This window comes from Nocardioides sp. Iso805N (genome assembly GCF_000364605.1).
Taxonomy (GTDB): Bacteria; Actinomycetota; Actinomycetes; order Propionibacteriales; family Nocardioidaceae; genus Nocardioides.
Genome location: NZ_KB822576.1, coordinates 357,013 through 372,159 on the forward strand (window position 1 = coordinate 357,013; position 15,147 = coordinate 372,159).

At 71.3% G+C, this 15,147-nt stretch carries 16 protein-coding genes; 9 read left to right on the forward strand and 7 right to left on the reverse strand.

Annotated features, from left to right (window positions below):
• Window positions 1–69: 69 nt before the first annotated feature.
• Together H036_RS0106000 and H036_RS0106005 are read right to left on the reverse strand one after the other, a co-directional pair.
• Complete coding sequence (locus H036_RS0106000; RefSeq protein ID WP_017933878.1) at window positions 70–786, reverse strand: class I SAM-dependent methyltransferase; 717 nt, start codon at window positions 784–786, stop codon at window positions 70–72.
• A gap of 29 nt (window positions 787–815) precedes the next feature.
• Entirely contained in the window at window positions 816–1,328 is a 513-nt protein-coding gene (locus tag H036_RS0106005) for a hypothetical protein (RefSeq protein ID WP_017933879.1), read from the reverse strand.
• A 46-nt stretch (window positions 1,329–1,374) separates the two neighbouring features.
• Between H036_RS0106005 and H036_RS0106010 the strand changes: the two genes are divergently transcribed.
• Together H036_RS0106010 and H036_RS0106015 are read left to right on the forward strand one after the other, a co-directional pair.
• Complete coding sequence (locus H036_RS0106010; RefSeq protein WP_017933880.1) at window positions 1,375–1,848, forward strand: YbaK/EbsC family protein; 474 nt, start codon at window positions 1,375–1,377, stop codon at window positions 1,846–1,848.
• An 82-nt stretch (window positions 1,849–1,930) separates the two neighbouring features.
• Window positions 1,931–3,250 carry a phytoene desaturase family protein gene (locus H036_RS0106015; RefSeq protein ID WP_017933881.1) on the forward strand — a complete coding sequence of 440 codons (1,320 nt, stop codon included), beginning with the start codon at window positions 1,931–1,933 and terminating at the stop codon, window positions 3,248–3,250.
• A gap of 13 nt (window positions 3,251–3,263) precedes the next feature.
• On the opposite strand, the gene metF is transcribed toward H036_RS0106015, so the two are convergent.
• The gene (gene metF / locus H036_RS0106020) at window positions 3,264–4,178 is read right to left on the reverse strand and encodes a methylenetetrahydrofolate reductase [NAD(P)H] (RefSeq protein ID WP_017933882.1); all 915 of its coding nucleotides are present in this window, start codon (window positions 4,176–4,178) and stop codon (window positions 3,264–3,266) included.
• A gap of 40 nt (window positions 4,179–4,218) precedes the next feature.
• On the opposite strand from metF, the gene H036_RS0106025 reads away from it, so the two are divergent.
• Window positions 4,219–5,286 (forward strand): polyprenyl synthetase family protein, encoded by a 1,068-nt coding sequence (locus tag H036_RS0106025; protein WP_017933883.1) that lies wholly within the window; start codon window positions 4,219–4,221, stop codon window positions 5,284–5,286.
• A 124-nt stretch (window positions 5,287–5,410) separates the two neighbouring features.
• On the opposite strand, the gene H036_RS0106030 is transcribed toward H036_RS0106025, so the two are convergent.
• The gene (locus H036_RS0106030; protein ID WP_017933884.1) at window positions 5,411–5,818 is read right to left on the reverse strand and encodes an Rv2175c family DNA-binding protein; all 408 of its coding nucleotides are present in this window, start codon (window positions 5,816–5,818) and stop codon (window positions 5,411–5,413) included.
• A 122-nt stretch (window positions 5,819–5,940) separates the two neighbouring features.
• Here H036_RS0106030 and pknB point away from each other — a divergent pair, with 122 nt between their 5' ends.
• The 6 genes from pknB to H036_RS0106060 all read left to right on the forward strand — a co-directional run bounded on the left by pknB (window position 5,941) and on the right by H036_RS0106060 (window position 11,993).
• Window positions 5,941–8,025, forward strand: a complete 2,085-nt coding sequence (gene pknB / locus H036_RS0106035) for a Stk1 family PASTA domain-containing Ser/Thr kinase (protein WP_017933885.1) — start codon at window positions 5,941–5,943, stop codon at window positions 8,023–8,025.
• Window positions 8,026–8,092: 67 nt separating this feature from the next.
• Window positions 8,093–9,007 carry a deoxyribonuclease IV gene (locus H036_RS21990; RefSeq protein ID WP_017933886.1) on the forward strand — a complete coding sequence of 305 codons (915 nt, stop codon included), beginning with the start codon at window positions 8,093–8,095 and terminating at the stop codon, window positions 9,005–9,007.
• On the forward strand, window positions 9,004–9,903 hold the full coding sequence (locus H036_RS0106045) for a DMT family transporter (RefSeq protein WP_017933887.1): 900 nt from the start codon (window positions 9,004–9,006) through the stop codon (window positions 9,901–9,903). The genes H036_RS21990 and H036_RS0106045 overlap by 4 nt, the downstream gene beginning before the upstream one ends.
• A gap of 84 nt (window positions 9,904–9,987) precedes the next feature.
• Entirely contained in the window at window positions 9,988–11,043 is a 1,056-nt protein-coding gene (gene aroF, locus H036_RS0106050) for a 3-deoxy-7-phosphoheptulonate synthase (protein ID WP_026145827.1), read from the forward strand.
• A 39-nt stretch (window positions 11,044–11,082) separates the two neighbouring features.
• A complete protein-coding gene (locus tag H036_RS0106055; RefSeq protein ID WP_017933889.1) occupies window positions 11,083–11,508 on the forward strand; it encodes a hypothetical protein in 426 nt (141 codons plus the stop codon).
• A 20-nt stretch (window positions 11,509–11,528) separates the two neighbouring features.
• Window positions 11,529–11,993, forward strand: coding sequence for a GNAT family N-acetyltransferase (locus H036_RS0106060; RefSeq protein WP_017933890.1), 465 nt, complete (start codon window positions 11,529–11,531; stop codon window positions 11,991–11,993).
• A 104-nt stretch (window positions 11,994–12,097) separates the two neighbouring features.
• On the opposite strand, the gene H036_RS0106065 is transcribed toward H036_RS0106060, so the two are convergent.
• The 3 genes from H036_RS0106065 to H036_RS0106075 all read right to left on the reverse strand — a co-directional run bounded on the left by H036_RS0106065 (window position 12,098) and on the right by H036_RS0106075 (window position 15,135).
• Entirely contained in the window at window positions 12,098–13,090 is a 993-nt protein-coding gene (locus H036_RS0106065; RefSeq protein ID WP_017933891.1) for a threonine aldolase family protein, read from the reverse strand.
• A 13-nt stretch (window positions 13,091–13,103) separates the two neighbouring features.
• On the reverse strand, window positions 13,104–13,610 hold the full coding sequence (locus tag H036_RS21995) for a DUF1453 family protein (protein WP_017933892.1): 507 nt from the start codon (window positions 13,608–13,610) through the stop codon (window positions 13,104–13,106).
• Between the two features lie 193 nt (window positions 13,611–13,803).
• Complete coding sequence (locus H036_RS0106075) at window positions 13,804–15,135, reverse strand: class II 3-deoxy-7-phosphoheptulonate synthase (RefSeq protein WP_017933893.1); 1,332 nt, start codon at window positions 15,133–15,135, stop codon at window positions 13,804–13,806.
• Window positions 15,136–15,147: the final 12 nt, after the last annotated feature.

The window sequence follows — 15,147 nt, forward strand, 5'->3', positions numbered from 1 at the left end:
GACGGTAGCGCACCAGGCGAAATTCCTGACGCCCGCCCAGGCGACAGCGGTCCCCGGGGGCAGGACGGGTCAAGCGCGGACGGCCAGCAGGTGCAGCTGCGAGGCCAGGGTCAGGAACTCAGCGCGCTGGGAGACGGCACGCTCCAGCTCGATCAGCGCCGCCGTCGCGCCGGCCTCCAGGTCGAGCAGCGATCCAGGAACCAGGTCGGCGAAGACACGCACCCCGTGCACGGCGAGCACTTCGAAGTCGGCGCTGACGGCGGCCACCGTCGCCTCACCAGCGGTGAAGCGACGCCCGACCCGGCCTGCTGGGGTGGGGTCGTCGAGCATCGCCAGCGCCTGGGTGAAGTGCCCGGCCATGGCTCGGGCGACCACCGCGGCCGTGCGCTGGGCCACCATCAGGCTCAGCACGCCAGCCGGGCGCAGCACGTCGTGCAGGCTGCGCATCGCGGCGGCGACATCCTCGACGTGCTCGAGCACACCGTGGCAGAGCACCACGTCGGCGCCCTCGGCGCCGATCACGTCCAGCAGACCCGAAAGATCGCCCTGGTGGGCGGACACCTCGGCGCCCTCCTCACGGGCACGGCGATCGAGCGCCGCCAGTGCGTCAGGGCTGGGGTCGATGACCGTCACGCGGTGCCCCAGCTTCGCCACCCGTACGGCGAACCCGCCGGTGCCGCCGCCGATGTCGACCACGTCGAGCGGGTCGCCCTGCAGGTGCGGCTGCAGCGCCTCCCACATGATCGCGTCTCGGGCGAAGCTGCGTCGCTCGCTGGGAGTGCTCATGGAGGTGCTCATGGGCGCAGGCCTCTCGCTCAGCCCCGGGCCGCGGGGACGGCCGGATGCGCGGGCTGTTGCGACGCACTCGGGTGGATGTAGCGGGTGACGGGTGGCAGCCACATGAAGACCAGCGACGTCACGCCGGTGACGATCGCGATGATCGTGCAGACCACGAAGAGCGCCGGCGGGTCGGTCAGGATCGCACCGACGCTGGCCACGGCCGACCCGAGCAGCAGCAGGGTGATGCCGATCCGGCCCCACTCGAAGCCGTTGCGCAGGAACTGGGAGAGGACCCACAGCAGGCCGAGCATCACGACGTACAACGTGACGGCGGGGGCGACGAAGTGCGGCGGCTTCACCGTGCCGGCCCGCACCGCCGCGAGGCCCTGGGTGCGCAGCAGATGACGGGTGGCGGGGTTGCCCTCGGCCCACGCGCGAGCCAGCGAGTCTCGGAACAGCACCACGAAGAGCACCGTGATGCCGCCGACCACGACGAGCGCCGCCAAGGCCTGCAGCGCGCGGGTCAGCTCGACTGGTCTCTCTTCCACGTGTTTCCTCCTCCGGCCCGCTCGATCCCTGAGTAGGGTCCCGAGCGTGGCAAGCGAACATCCTTCGATCAGCGCCTTCCGGACCGCACACGACGAGCGGGGCGGTACCGGCGACATCGTCATTCTGCCCGACTCGGTCCATACCGCGGCACTGGCGGCCGAGGCACTCGGCTGTGAGGTGGGTGCGATCGCCAACAGCCTCCTCTTCGAGGCGGCCGGCCGGCCGGTGCTGATCCTCACCTCCGGCGCGCATCGAGTGGACACCACCCTGGCAGCCGAGCGGATCGGCGTGCCGAAGCTGAAGCGGGCCAGTCCGGAGTTCGTCCGGGAGCACACCGGCCAGGTGATCGGCGGCGTGTCGCCGCTGGGACATCCGGCGCCGGTCCCGACGTACCTGGACCGCTGGCTGGCCCGCTACCCGGTCGTGTGGGCAGCCGCCGGGCACCCCGCCTCGGTGTTCTCCACCACCTACGCAGAGCTGCTGGCCATGACCGGCGCCACCGAGCTGGCCGTGGACTGAGCGTCCGCTGCACCAACGCTTCACCAACGCAGCACAATGGCAGCACGACGGCTGCCGACGCGCACCCGCTAACGTTCCGCGGGTGGCGCGCGTGGTGGTGATCGGTGGAGGGTTCGGCGGGATGGCCTCGGCGGCCCGCTTGGCCAAGCTGGGCCATGACGTCACGCTGCTGGAGGCGGCCGACCATCTCGGCGGTGCACTCGAGCCGATCAGCCAGGACGGCTTCACCTGGGACGGCGGCCCGACCATGACGCTGCTGCCGGCGGTGACCCGCGACCTGTTCCGCAAGTCGGGCAGGCCGCTGGAGCGCGAGCTCGACCTGGAGCCCGTCGAGGTGATCCGCGAGCACCGGTTCGAGGACCGCACGCGGGTGCAGATGAGCGGCGGCTCCCGGGCGGCGCAGCTGGAGGCGTTCGACGCGCTCGGCAAGGGCCTGGGGCGGCAGTGGGTCGACTTCGTCGCCTCCTACGCCGAGGACTGGGAGGTGCTTCGCCAGCACTACTTCGAGGTGCCGTGGAGTCCCACCGCACTCCCCCGCGAGGTCGCCGCCCTGCTCGAGTCTCGCGAGACGATGGCCAAGCGCATCCGGCGCACGTTCAAGGATCGCCGGATGCGACTGGTGGCCGGCTTCCCGTTCGAGGCGGAAGGGCACAACCCCCGCGACGTACCGGCCTGGGCAGGGCTCGTGCACTACCTCGAGCAGCGTTTCGGCGCCTGGACGGTGCCAGGTGGCATGCACCAGGTGACAGGTGTCCTCGAGCAGCGGCTGGCGACCCGCAAGGTCGCCGTCCTGAAGGGCACCGCCGCCACCGACGTGGTGCTGCGGGGCGGCAGGGTCGTGGGCGTGGCCATCAGCGGGCCGGACGGGGAGGCCGAGATCGAGTCCGAGATGGTGGTCAGCGCCATCGACCCGCGTCGCCTCCCTGCCACCGAGCGGTACGCCGACAGGACCCTCCCGGCAATGCCGCCGCAGGTCTTCCACCTCGGCCTGAAGGACGCCCCCGAGTTGCCGGCCGCCGAGGTCGTGCTGCACGGCGACCCGCTCCTGGTGGTGCGCGCCTCGGGAAACGCCTGGACCGTGCACGTCCGCGGCCGGCTGCTGGAGGACGTCACCGTCGCGTTGGCCCGGCACCGGCTCGATGTCCGCGACCAGGTCGTCAGCCGGGTGGATCTGGGGCCGCGCGAGCTGGTGGGCCGCTGGGGCGGGTCGCCGTACGGGCTGTTGTGGATGGGCCGCAACACGGTCCGGCACAGGCTCGGCCCCACCACCCCGATCCCGGGTCTGTACGCCGCCGGCGCGCACGCCACACCCGGCGCCGGGCTGCCGTTCGTCGGACTCTCCGCGGCGCTGGTGGCGCAGGCCATCACGACCGATACCGGCGGCGGCGACCTGCGGGCGTGAGCCCCTGCCGGCGTCAGACCCGGACGTTGAGCCGGTCGAAGATCTCCAGCGTGGCGGTGGAGCGGTTGAGCGTGTAGAAGTGCAGCCCCGGCGCACCTCCCTCGAGCAGCTCCTCGCAGAGCTCGGCGGCGATGGCGATGCCCTCGGCCCGGATCGCGGCCTTGTCCTCGCCGTATCGCTGGATCCGCTCGATGATGTCGGCCGGCACCGAGGTGCCGATCAGCTCGCCCTGGCGCTGGATGGCACCCAGGTTCAGGATCGGCATGATGCCGGGCAGGATCGGCAGGTCGACGCCACGCTCGCGCACGCGCTCGACCAACGCGACATAGTCGTCGGCGCGGAAGAACATCTGCGTGATCGCGAACTGCGCTCCGGCGCGCGCCTTGGCGACGAGCACGTCGGCGTCGGCCTCCAGCGAGGCGGCTGTCGGGTGACCTTCGGGGAAGGCCGCGACGCCGATGTCGAACCCGCCACGGCCCTTGACCAGCTCGACGAGCTCGGTGGCGTAGGTCAGGCCGCCGTCGGTCGGCGTCCAGGGCGCTCGCGGGCCCTCCTTCGGGTCGCCGCGCAGCAGCATCACGTTGGCGATGCCGGCGCCGGCGTAGGAGTCCAGGACGGCGTCGACCTCGGCAACGGTGTGCCCGACGCAGGTCAGGTGCGCCATCGGCGTCAGGCTGGTCTCGCGGGCGATCCGGCCGGTGATCCGGACGGTCGTGTCGCGGGTGGACCCGCCGGCGCCGTACGTCACGGAGACGAACGTCGGCCGATAGGGCTCCAACGCCTCGATCGCGTTCCACAGCTGCGTCTCGCCCGCCTCGTCCTTGGGCGGGAAGAACTCGAACGAGAACGACCGCTCGCCGGAGCGTAGGCGCTCGGCGATGCCCTGCGGGGAGCTCAGCGAAGGGCTCTGCGGTGAGACGTCTGACATGGCCCGAAGTCTACGGTCGCGCCACCGCTAGGGTTGCGGCGTGAGCAGCACGTGGGACGCAGACGGATTCCGCACCAGCGTCCAGGCGACGCTCGACGGGTTCCTCGACACCCAGGCCGAGCTGCTCGCGCCGCTCGGCTCCGACGCCTCCCGCCTGCTCGCCCAGGCCCGTGCCTCGGTCAGCGGCGGCAAGCGGTTCCGGGCGGCGTTCTGCTACTGGGGCCATCGCGCGTTGCAGGCGACGCCTGCCGACGAGCGCGCGCTGCTGCGAGCCTGCTCGTCCTTGGAGCTGCTGCACGCCTCCGCGCTCGTCCACGACGACTACATGGATGCCTCGGACACCCGCCGTGGCCGTCCGTCCTCGCACCGCGTGCTGGAGTCGCAGCACCGGGAGGCCGGCTGGCGCGGCTCGCCGGAGCAGTACGGCGCGGCAGGCGCCATCCTCCTCGGCGACATCCTGCAGGCCTGGGCGGACGAGATGCTGCGCGGCTCCGGCTTCCCGGTCGACCTCACCCTGGCCGCGCTCGGCCTCTTCGACATCACCCGCAGCGAGGTCATCGCGGGCCAGTTCCTGGACGTCTCGGTGCAGGCCCGCGGACAGGCGTCGGTCGAGACCGCGATGACGGTGCTGCGCTACAAGTCAGCCAAGTACTCCATCGAGCGACCGCTGCACATCGGCGCCGCCCTCGCCGGTGCGTCCGCCACCCAGCTGGAGGCACTGAGCGCTTTCGGGCTGCCGCTGGGCGAGGCGTTCCAGCTCCGTGACGACCTCCTCGGCGTCTACGGCGACCCGACGACCACCGGCAAGCCCGCCGGCGACGACCTGGTCGAGGGCAAGCGCACCGTGCTGGTCGCGCTCGCGCTGGACGGCGCCCCGGCCGAGGACGCCAAGCTGCTCGACTCCTCGCTGGGCCGGCCGCTCTCGGAGCCCGAGGTCGACCGGCTGCGCGCGATCATCAGCCACTCCGGCGCCCAGGCGCGGGTGGAGGCGATGATCACCGAGCTGTGCGACCAGGCGGTGTCAGCGCTGGAGTCGGCCGCGATCGACGGCACCGCTCGCGAGGTCCTCCGCGGGCTGGCGTCGGCTGCTACGCAACGTGCGCTCTGAGTTTCTGCTGGGATAGTCCGGGGCGGAAATCAGGGGTTACCGGTCGGTCACGCTGATTTGCGCCCCGGACTACCCCGCCGGCGGGATCATCCACGGATCCGCGAGAACCCGCGTCAGGGTCGGTTCAGAGGGCCATCGCCTGGGCTCGGCGCTTGACCTCCGAGCCACGGTTCTCCCGCAGCGCGTCGATCGGCCGACCCGGCAGGCCCTGGTCGAGGAAGAGCCACGCGATGCACTCGCGATCGTCGAACCTGCCGTCGTGCAGCATGGTCAGCAGTCCGGGCAGGCCCTTGACCGGGAAGCCGTCCTGGATGAACAGCGCCGGCACCCGCTGGCCCGCGCCCTTCTGCCCGGGGTTCGGTACGGCGGCAGCGAGCTCGTGCTCGCGCACCATCGTGCGCACCTGCGCGGGGGTCACGCCGAGGAGCTTGCCCACCTGGGCCCAGTCCAGCCACTCGGTGACGAGCGCGGCGAGGTCGTGATCGGCGAGTCGCCGCTGGTCAGGGGCCTGCTCAGGCGTCTGGTCGGGCATGCCCTCACTCTCCCACCTCACGTGTCGCGGCGGGAAACTCGCTGTCCTCTCCGTACCATGGGGGTCCCGGTCGCCTTCCCATGGAGCAACAGTCTCGGCCGGGTCAGCAGGAGGAGTTCCACGTGCAGCCAGACCCGCGTGGTCGCACGCGCGACGAGTCGCGCGCGCAGGGTCCTGCCCACGGACGCACCGGGGGTCAGGCCTCTGGCGACCCCATGATCGGTCGCATCCTGGACCGGCGCTACCGGATCACCGAGCGGATCGCCCGCGGCGGCATGGCCAGTGTCTACCAGGCGCACGACGAGCGGCTCGACCGAGTCGTCGCCGTCAAGATCATGCACGCCGGACTCGGGGACGGGCATGGGGACGAGGGCGCGTTCGCGGCCCGCTTCGTCCGCGAGGCCCGTGCCGCCGCCCGGCTCGCGCACCCCAACGTCGTCTCGGTCTACGACCAGGGCGAGGACGACGGCATCGTCTTCCTGGCGATGGAGTACGTGCCCGGTCACACCCTGCGGGACACCATCATCGCGGAGGCCCCGATGCCGGCGCGCAAGGCGTTGGCCGTGATGGAGCCGGTCCTGGGCGCGCTCGCCGCCGCCCACCGTGCCGGGCTGGTCCACCGCGACGTCAAGCCGGAGAACGTGCTCATCTCCTCCGACGGTCGCCAGATCAAGGTCGCCGACTTCGGGCTGGCCCGCGCCGTGACCTCCGAGACCCAGCACACCTCGACCGGCGTGCTCATCGGCACCGTCTCCTACATGGCGCCCGAGCTGGTCACCGAGGGCACCGCTGATGCTCGCGCCGACGTCTACGCGGCCGGCGTCCTTCTCTACGAGTTGCTCACCGGGACCAAGCCGCACGCCGGCGAGACGCCGATCCAGGTCGCCTACAAGCACGTCCACGCCGACGTCCCGCCGCCGTCCCGGCAGGTCCCCGGCCTGCCGGCGTACGTCGATGCGCTGGTGGCTCGCGTGACCGCCCGCGATCGCACGCTGCGGCCGGCCGACGCCGGTGTCTTCCTGCACCAGCTGCGCCGGGTCCAGCACGCCCTGGCCAACGGCGTCACCGACGACCCGGCCCTGGTCGCCGACCTGGCGCTGCCCGCCGGCGCGCTCCAGGCCGACCCCCCAGGCGGGTACGCCGAGCGCACGGAGACGCTGCGCTCCCCCACGACGTACCTCCCCGACGACCTGACGCACCACGTCCGCACCACCCCGAGCGCGAGCCGGGCCAACGCCCCGACCTCTACCCGTGGCGACGACGCCGGCGGTCCTACCGGACTTACCGGACCTACCGGAGACCGCGGCCGAGTGCGCCGACGGCGCAGGCGTGGCCCCGTCACGCTGGTGCTGGCACTGCTGCTCGCGCTCGCCGTCGGCGTCGGCGCGTGGTGGTTCGGGTTCGCCCGCTACGCCTCGACACCGGGTGTGCTGCAGCTGACCCAGGCCGCGGCGACCGCCAAGCTGAAGGCGGCCGGTCTCGAGGTGAAGGTGTCGGACCCCGCCTACTCCGACACGGTCCCCAAGGGGAAGGTGATGGCGACGGATCCCGGCGCCGGTGACCGGGTGCTGCACGGCGGCACCGTGACGATCACCATCTCCAAGGGCGTGGAGCAGTACCCCGTGCCGGCCCTCGCCGGGAAGTCCTTCAGCGACGCCAAGGCGGCGCTGACCCAGATCAAGATGGCCGTGCCCGACCCTGCTCAGGCGTGGTCGGAGACCGTGCCCGAGGGGCAGGTCATCGCGACCAGCCCGAAGGCCGGCACTGTCCTGCGACCGGGCACCGCCGTGACCGTCACCGTGAGCAAGGGACGCCAGCCGATCAAGGTCGGCAACTGGGTGCGCAAGAGCGCCAAGCACGCCGAGGAGGCGCTCACCGCGCGTGGCCTGGTGGTGAAGACGACCCAGGACTACAGCGAGACCATCCCGCAGGGGCAGGTCATCAGCCAGTCTCCCGGCAGCGGCACCCTCTACAAGGGCGACACGGTCACCCTGCTGGTCTCCAAGGGCCTGCCGATGGTGACCATCCCGGGCGGCCTGCGCGGCAGCGGCGTCGACGACGCGCGCTCCAAGCTGGAGGCGCTCGGCCTCAAGGTCCAGGTGAAGAACTCCGCCTTCTACGCCGGTCTCGGCTACGTCATCTCGGTCAGTCCCGGCTCGGGCACGAAGGTCCGCGAGGGCTCCACGGTGACGCTGTCGCTGTTCTGAGCGAGTTGTGAGTGCCAGCGCGGCCCCGGCGCCGCGCTGGCACTCACAACGCCTAGAGTTCTCCCTCGTGCTGCGCAACCCCATCGGCTCCCACGTTCCTGTCGGCAAGGGGCTCAAGGCGGGTGCGCTGGCCACCGCTGATGCGCTCGGCTGCGAGACCCTCCAGATCTTCGTCGGCAACCCGCGCGGCTGGGCCCTCTCGGCAGGTAAGCCGGCCGAGGACCGGGCGTTCCGTGCCGAGATCGAGGGGCGCGGCACCCGCGCCTACATCCATGCGCCCTACCTCGTGAATCTCGGCTCGCCGACCCCTGCCACCTACGAGAAGTCGGCGGCCGTGATCGCTCACAATCTCAAGCGCGCTGCCGAGATCGGCGCCGAGGGCGTCGTCGTGCACACCGGCTCGTTCGTCACTCCCGCTGCGGGCGAGGGCCTCGCCGAGCAGCAGTACGCCGCGGCGCTGGCTCAGGTGCGTGAGGCCCTGCTACCGGTCCTCGACACACTCGGGGAAGACGGTCCGTGGCTGCTCCTCGAGCCCACCGCCGGTCAAGGCCGCTCGCTGTGCGCAGGGGTGGAGGACCTGACGGCGTACCTGGGGGCGCTCGACCTGCACCCGAAGGCCGGGATCTGTCTCGACACCTGCCACGTCTTCGCGGCCGGTGCGCCGCTGGACGAGCCGGGCGGTGTGGCGGCGACCCTCGAGCGGATCGTCGAGATCGGCGGTCCCGACCGGTTGCGACTGATCCACGCCAACGACTCGATGGACGTGCGCGGCGCCTTCAAGGACCGGCACGAGAACATCGGTGCCGGCCACATCGGCGCCGATGCGTTCCGCGATCTGTTCGCCCACCCAGCGACCGCGGGTGTGCCGTTCATCCTCGAGACGCCGAGCTCGACCGACCCCGGCACGCCTGACCTCCCGCTGCTCAAGGCACTGCGCGCCGAGGCGGAGGCGCTTCGGATGGCCGACGAGCCGGTGGCATGACCCGACCGGCACGTCTGGGCACCGAGACCCTCGGCGCCCTGGCTCTTCTTGCCCTCACCATGGGCTGGGGCTCGACGTTCTTCATGACGAAGGACCTGCTGGCCCGGATGCCGGTGGTCGACTATCTCGGCGTACGGTTCGCGATCGCCGCGCTCGCACTGCTCGCGGTCGCACCGAGGGCGGTGACCAGGCTCTCGCGAGCAGCGCTGGCGCAGAGCGTCCTGCTCGGTGCGCTCTACGGCTTCGCCCAGATCCTGCAGACCTCGGGGTTGGACCGGACGCCCGCCTCCACGGCCGGCTTCGTCACGGGCCTCTACGTCGTGATGACGCCGCTCCTGGCCGCTCCGCTGCTGCATCAGCGCATCCCGGGTGCGGCCTGGGTCGCGGTCGTGCTGGCGACCGCCGGCATGGCCGTGCTCTCCCTCCGCGGCTTCCACGTCGGCGCCGGGGAGCTGCTCGTGCTCGCCTCGGCCGTGCTCTACGCCCTGCACATCTGCGGCCTGGGGGCCTGGTCCACGCCCGAGAGCTCGATGGGCTCCTCGATCGTGCAGCTGGTAGTGATCGCGGTGATCTGCCTGACCGCCGCCGTGCCCGATGGCGTCACGCTGCCGCACACCGGCGTGGACTGGGTCCGGATGCTCTACATGGGCATCATCGTCGGCGCACTCGGCATGCTGGCGCAGGTCTGGGCGCAGGCGCACCTGCCTCCGACCCGCTCGGCGGTGATCATGTCGATGGAGCCGGTCTTCGCCGCGCTGTTCGCGGTGCTGTTCGGGGGCGAGTCCGCGACCGTCCGGATGCTCGTGGGCGGCCTGATGGTGCTGGCGGCCATGCTCCTGGTCGAGCTCGCACCCCGCCGCAAGGTCGAGGCAGAGGTGCTGCACCCCGCGCAGTGATCGCATCCTGATATTCGGTTCCCGCATCGCGGACACCGGCGTACGTTCCTGGAGTGCCGTGAGGCGCGCACGAGAGGAATGAGCATGGTCGTGGTCATGGCACCGGACGCCACGGAGGAGGACATCGCCCGGGTCGTCCAGCGGGTCGAGGGCGTCGGCGGCGAGGCGAACGTCTCCCGTGGTGTGACGCGGACGATCATCGGCCTGGTCGGCGACATCGACTCCTTCCACCACCTCAACCTCCGCACCCTGCCCGGCGTTGCCGACGTGCACCGCATCTCGGCGCCCTACAAGCTGGTCAGCCGCCAGCACCACCCCCAGCGCTCGACCGTGTGGGTCGGCCGGCCCGAGATCGGGCTGACCCCGATCGGGCCGGACTCCTTCACCTTCCTGGCCGGTCCCTGCGCTGTCGAGACGCCGGAGCAGACCGTTGCCGCCGCACAGATGGCCAAGGCCGCGGGCGCGACGATCATCCGGGGCGGTGCCTACAAGCCGCGCTCCTCGCCGTACTCCTTCCAGGGCCTGGCCCTCGCCGGCCTACAGATCCTTGCCGATGTTCGCACCGTGACCGGCCTGCCGATCGTCACCGAGGTGGTCGACGTGCGCGACGTGGAGATGGTCGCCGAGTACGCCGACATGCTCCAGATCGGCACCCGCAACATGGCGAACTTCGGCCTGCTCCAGGCCGCGAGCGAGTCCGGGAAGCCGATCCTGCTCAAGCGCGGGATGAGCTCGACCATCGAGGAGTGGCTGCTGGCTGCGGAGTACATCGCGCGGCGCGGCAACCTCGACATCGTGCTGTGCGAGCGCGGCATCCGGACCTTCGAAACCTCTACCCGCAACACCCTCGACATCTCGGCGGTGCCGGTCGTGCAGGCCGCCAGCCACCTGCCCGTCATCATCGATCCCTCGCACGCCGCCGGCCGCAAGGACCTGGTGGTCCCGCTCTCCCGAGCCGCGATCGCGGTCGGTGCCGACGGCCTGATCGTCGACGTGCACCCGCACCCCGAGGATGCGCTCTGCGACGGCCCTCAGGCGTTGCTCGGCACCGAGCTGCGCGAGCTGGCCCAGGCCGTGCGGCAGCTGCCGCCGGTGCTCGGGCGCGTCGATGCGGCCGATCTCACCCGCCAGCTCGCCTGAACTGGTTTGGGGCACCGTACGGCGGGAAGCCTGGCAGCCATGAGGTTCTGCGCCCGGTGTGGCATCGAGCTCGGCCGGGGCCTGGACCGGGGCCGCTTCTGCGCCGCCTGCGGACACGAGGCACCGGGCAACGCGCGCTATCCGCTGTACGCCGATGGCACCGCCGCGGTGACCCGACGCCGGCCGCCATCGGTGCCGCAAGACCTCGACGCCACCGCTGTGGCGCGGGCGGTGCCGAGCACCCCGCGGACGACGGTCGCTGTCACGACCGCAGTGGTTCCCGGCGCAGCCTCGGGACCCCGTGATGTCACCCGTCGGCGGCCGGCTGCCGTCGATCCAACCTCGCAGGCAACCTCGCACGAGGCCGCGCGGCCTACACGTGCGACTGGCCAGGCCGCGGTAGCGGCCACACTGGCCACGATGCTGGTCGTCGTACTGCTGGGCTTGTTCCTCCTGCTGCGCTGACGGACGGCTATCGTTCGAGGGTGCCTCGCATCCTCGTCGACGTCGTCACCACGACGCAGGAGCGTGAGTTGGCGATGCGGATCTGGCGAGCCGCCAACCACGCGCGCCGCCGGCCCGCCGGCGAGCTGAGGGCCAGCAGGGTGCGGGAGAAGATCGATCGTGCCCCGATGCTGCTCCTCGCGCACTACGGCACCCGGCCGGCCGGCATCCTGCTGGCCGAGCAGTTCGTGGATGGGGGCGTGCCCGAGACCGGCACCGGCCACGTCTCGATGCTCTACGTCGACCCCGCCGTGTGGGGATCGGGTGTGGGCACCAAGCTGCTGCGCGACCTCGAAGGGCGCTCGTGGGCACGGCTCTCGGCCTGGACCCGCGCCGACAACCGTCGCGGTCAGCGGGTGCTTCTGGCCGCCGGCTTCAGCGAGAGCGGGCACCGGTCCCAGTTGCAGGACGGCGAGGAGATCCTGCAGTTCCGGTGGGAGCGCTGAGGGTGGCGGTTTTGACCCCTGGGGGTCAATCCCGCACGTTGGGGGTCAAAGCTTTGCCCAACAAGGTGCGGTTTTGACCCCTGAGGGTCAAAACCATGCGCAGCTCACAGCCGCGCCAGCACCGCCGCAGCCTGCTCCGCGTCGGTCTTGCTCACGTCGAGGTGCGTCACCAGCCGGACGGCCTTGGCACCGACGGCGCTGACCAGGACACCCTGCTCCCGCGCCGCGGCCACGAAGCCCTGCGCGTCGTCGCGCGGCACCACCACGATGTTGGTCGGGACCGACGCCGGGTCGACACCGCAGGCCTCGGCGAGCAGTCGCGCATGGGCGTGGTCCTCGGCAAGCCGCTCGACGTGGTGGTCGAGCGCGTGCAGGCCGGCCGCGGCCAGGATGCCGACCTGGCGCATGCCGCCGCCGAGCCGCTTGCGCCGGATCCGGCTCTCAGCGATCGCGTCGGCGGTGCCCACCACGAGCGAGCCGACCGGTGCGCCGAGGCCCTTGGAGAGGCACACGGCGAGTACGTCGGCGATCGCGCCGTACTCGCTCAGCGCCGTCCCGGTCGCGACGTGGGCGTTCCAGATCCGGGCGCCGTCGAGGTGGATCCGGGTGCCGACACCGTCCGCGAAGGCACGCAGCGCCTCGAGGTCCTCGATCGGCAGCACCGCGCCGCCGGCGAAGTTGTGGGTGTTCTCCACCGCGATCGCGGTGGTGCGCACGAAGAAGGGCCCGAGGTCAGGGGCGAACATCGCGGCGATGGTCGGCAGGTCGATCTGGCCACGCGGGTCGTACCAGGTGCGCATGGTGATCCCGGACAGTGCGCCGTGGGCACCCAGCTCGGCGCGAGCGATGTGCGCCGCCGACTCGCACAGCACCTCCTGGCCCGGCTCGACGAGGGTCCGCACCGCGAGCACGTTCGCCATCGACCCGGTCGGCGTGAACAGCGCCGCCTCCTTGCCGAACATCCCGGCCACGCGCTCTTCGAGCTCGGCGACGACGGGATCCTCGCCGTACACGTCGTCGCCGACCTCCGCGCGGGCCATGGCCGCGCGCATTGCTTCGGTGGGCTTGGTGACGGTGTCGGAGCGCAGGTCGATCACGCGCCCAACCTACTCACCCGCCGAGAGGCCAGTTTTCGCGGGTCGAGTGGTCAGATACGGGCAGGTGCTCGGCTCGCCCGAGCACCAGCAGCTGCTGGACGCCGAGGGTGAGAGCCAGGTAGAGCAGGATCGACGTGCTGCCGATGCCGGCGGCGGCATGGTCGACATGCTTGAGCACGGCGTCCACGCCGAGGTGGAGCCCGATACCGACGAGCCACAGCGCCAGCGTGGCGGCGTTGCCCTTGCGGTAGAGCACGCCGCCCTCACGCCAGACGTGCACGGTCAGCCCCCGCAGCGCGCCGAAGACGGCACCGACGATGAGACTCGCCCCGACCAGGCTCCATCCGGCCGCGGAGACGGCGTGCTGTTGCTGGAACTGCACGGTCTCGATCAGGCCGACGACGCCCAGGATCAGCATGATCCGGTAGGGCTGGGCCTCCCGAACCTCCCGGGTGCGAAGCTGGCGGGAGAGGATGAGCGCGAGGACCGCGAGCGCGATCAGGACGTTGGCGATGGGCACGAGGCGACGCTACGCATCGTCGTACGCGCGCACGCGGGTCAGCGATCACGAGCCGACCGTGACACCTGTCAGGCGCTAGCGCGCTGAGCGTCGTCCGGCGCGTGCGGCCACAAGACGGAGGAACCAAGGCGGCGTTCGAGCGGAGCGGGCCGTCGAGTGACGACAACGCAGCGGACGCTCCGCCGGACGACGCTCAGCTCTTGCGCAGCATCTCGGCGACGAGGTAGGCCATCTCCAGCGACTGCACCCGGTTGAGCCGCGGGTCCACGACCGACTCGTAGCGGTGGACGAGGCTGTGCTCGTCGAGCTCCTCGCCACCGCCGATGATCTCGGTGACGTCATCGCCGGTGTTCTCGACCAGGATGCCGGCCGGGACGGTGCCGAGAGCGCGGTGCACGTCGAAGAAGCCCTGCACCTCGTCGAGGACGTCCTCGAACCGGCGGGTCTTGTAACCGTTGGACGCCTCGAAGGTGTTGCCGTGCATCGGGTCGCAGATCCAGGCCACGTTGGCCCCCTCTGCGGTGACCTTCTCCACCAGGGACGGCAGACCGTCGCGGATCTTGCCAGCGCCGAAGCGGGTGATGAAGGTGAGCCGGCCCGCCTCGTTGTCAGGGTTCAGCTTGCGGGCAAGGGCGAGCGCGTCGTCGGCGGTCGCCGTCGGACCGAGCTTGCAGCCGATGGGGTTGCGGATGTGCCGGAAGTACTCGACGTGGGCACCGTCGAGCTGCCGGGTCCGCTCGCCGATCCAGACGAAGTGGCCCGAGACGTTGTAGGGCTCGTCGGTGCGCGAGTCGATCCGGGTCAGGGCGTGCTCGTACTCCATCAGGAGCGCCTCGTGGCTGGAGTAGAAGTCGACACGGTGGAACTCGTCCGGGTCCGCGCCGATCGCCTTCATGAAGGTCAGCGCGCGGTCGATCTCCTTGCCCATCGCCTCGTAGCGGGCGCCGACGGGGCTGCTGCGCACGAACTCGGAGTTCCAGGCATGCACCTGACGCAGGTCGGCGTAGCCGCCGGTGGTGAAGGCACGCACGAGGTTCAGCGTCGAGGCCGAGGAGTGGTAGACCTCGAGCAGCCGCTGCGGGTCGGGGATGCGGGACTCGGGCGTGAAGTCGTAGCCGTTGACGGCATCGCCACGGTAGGCCGGCAGGGTGACGCCGTCACGCGTCTCGGTGTCCGAGCTGCGGGGCTTGGCGTACTGGCCCGCGAGGCGGCCGATCTTCACCACCGGCACCGAGGCGGCGTAGGTGAGCACGACAGCCATCTGGAGCAGCACGCGCAGCTTGTTGCGGGTGTTGTCGGCGGTGGCGTCGACGAACGTCTCGGCGCAGTCGCCGCCCTGCAGGATGAACGCCTCACCGCGCGACGCCGCGGCGATCTTGTCCTTGAGCTCGTCACACTCGCCCGCAAAGACCAGCGGCGGCAGCGTGCGCAGCCGGGCCACCGCAGCGTCGACGGCGGCCTGATCGGGGTAGGTCGGCTGCTGGGAGGCGCCGATCTTGTGGAGCTCTTCGAGGGACGGGATCACGCCACAAGGGTA

What these genes read in the sequence shown, in the direction of transcription:
- H036_RS0106000 (WP_017933878.1), bottom strand. Translation starts at nt 786, where the DNA reads ATGAGCACTCCCAGCGAGCGACGCAGCTTCGCCCGAGACGCGATCATG.
- metF (WP_017933882.1), bottom strand. Translation starts at nt 4,178, where the DNA reads ATGTCAGACGTCTCACCGCAGAGCCCTTCGCTGAGCTCCCCGCAGGGC.
- H036_RS0106030 (WP_017933884.1), bottom strand. Translation starts at nt 5,818, where the DNA reads ATGCCCGACCAGACGCCTGAGCAGGCCCCTGACCAGCGGCGACTCGCC.
- H036_RS0106045 (WP_017933887.1), top strand. Translation starts at nt 9,004, where the DNA reads ATGACCCGACCGGCACGTCTGGGCACCGAGACCCTCGGCGCCCTGGCT.
- aroF (WP_026145827.1), top strand. Translation starts at nt 9,988, where the DNA reads ATGGTCGTGGTCATGGCACCGGACGCCACGGAGGAGGACATCGCCCGG.
- H036_RS0106055 (WP_017933889.1), top strand. Translation starts at nt 11,083, where the DNA reads ATGAGGTTCTGCGCCCGGTGTGGCATCGAGCTCGGCCGGGGCCTGGAC.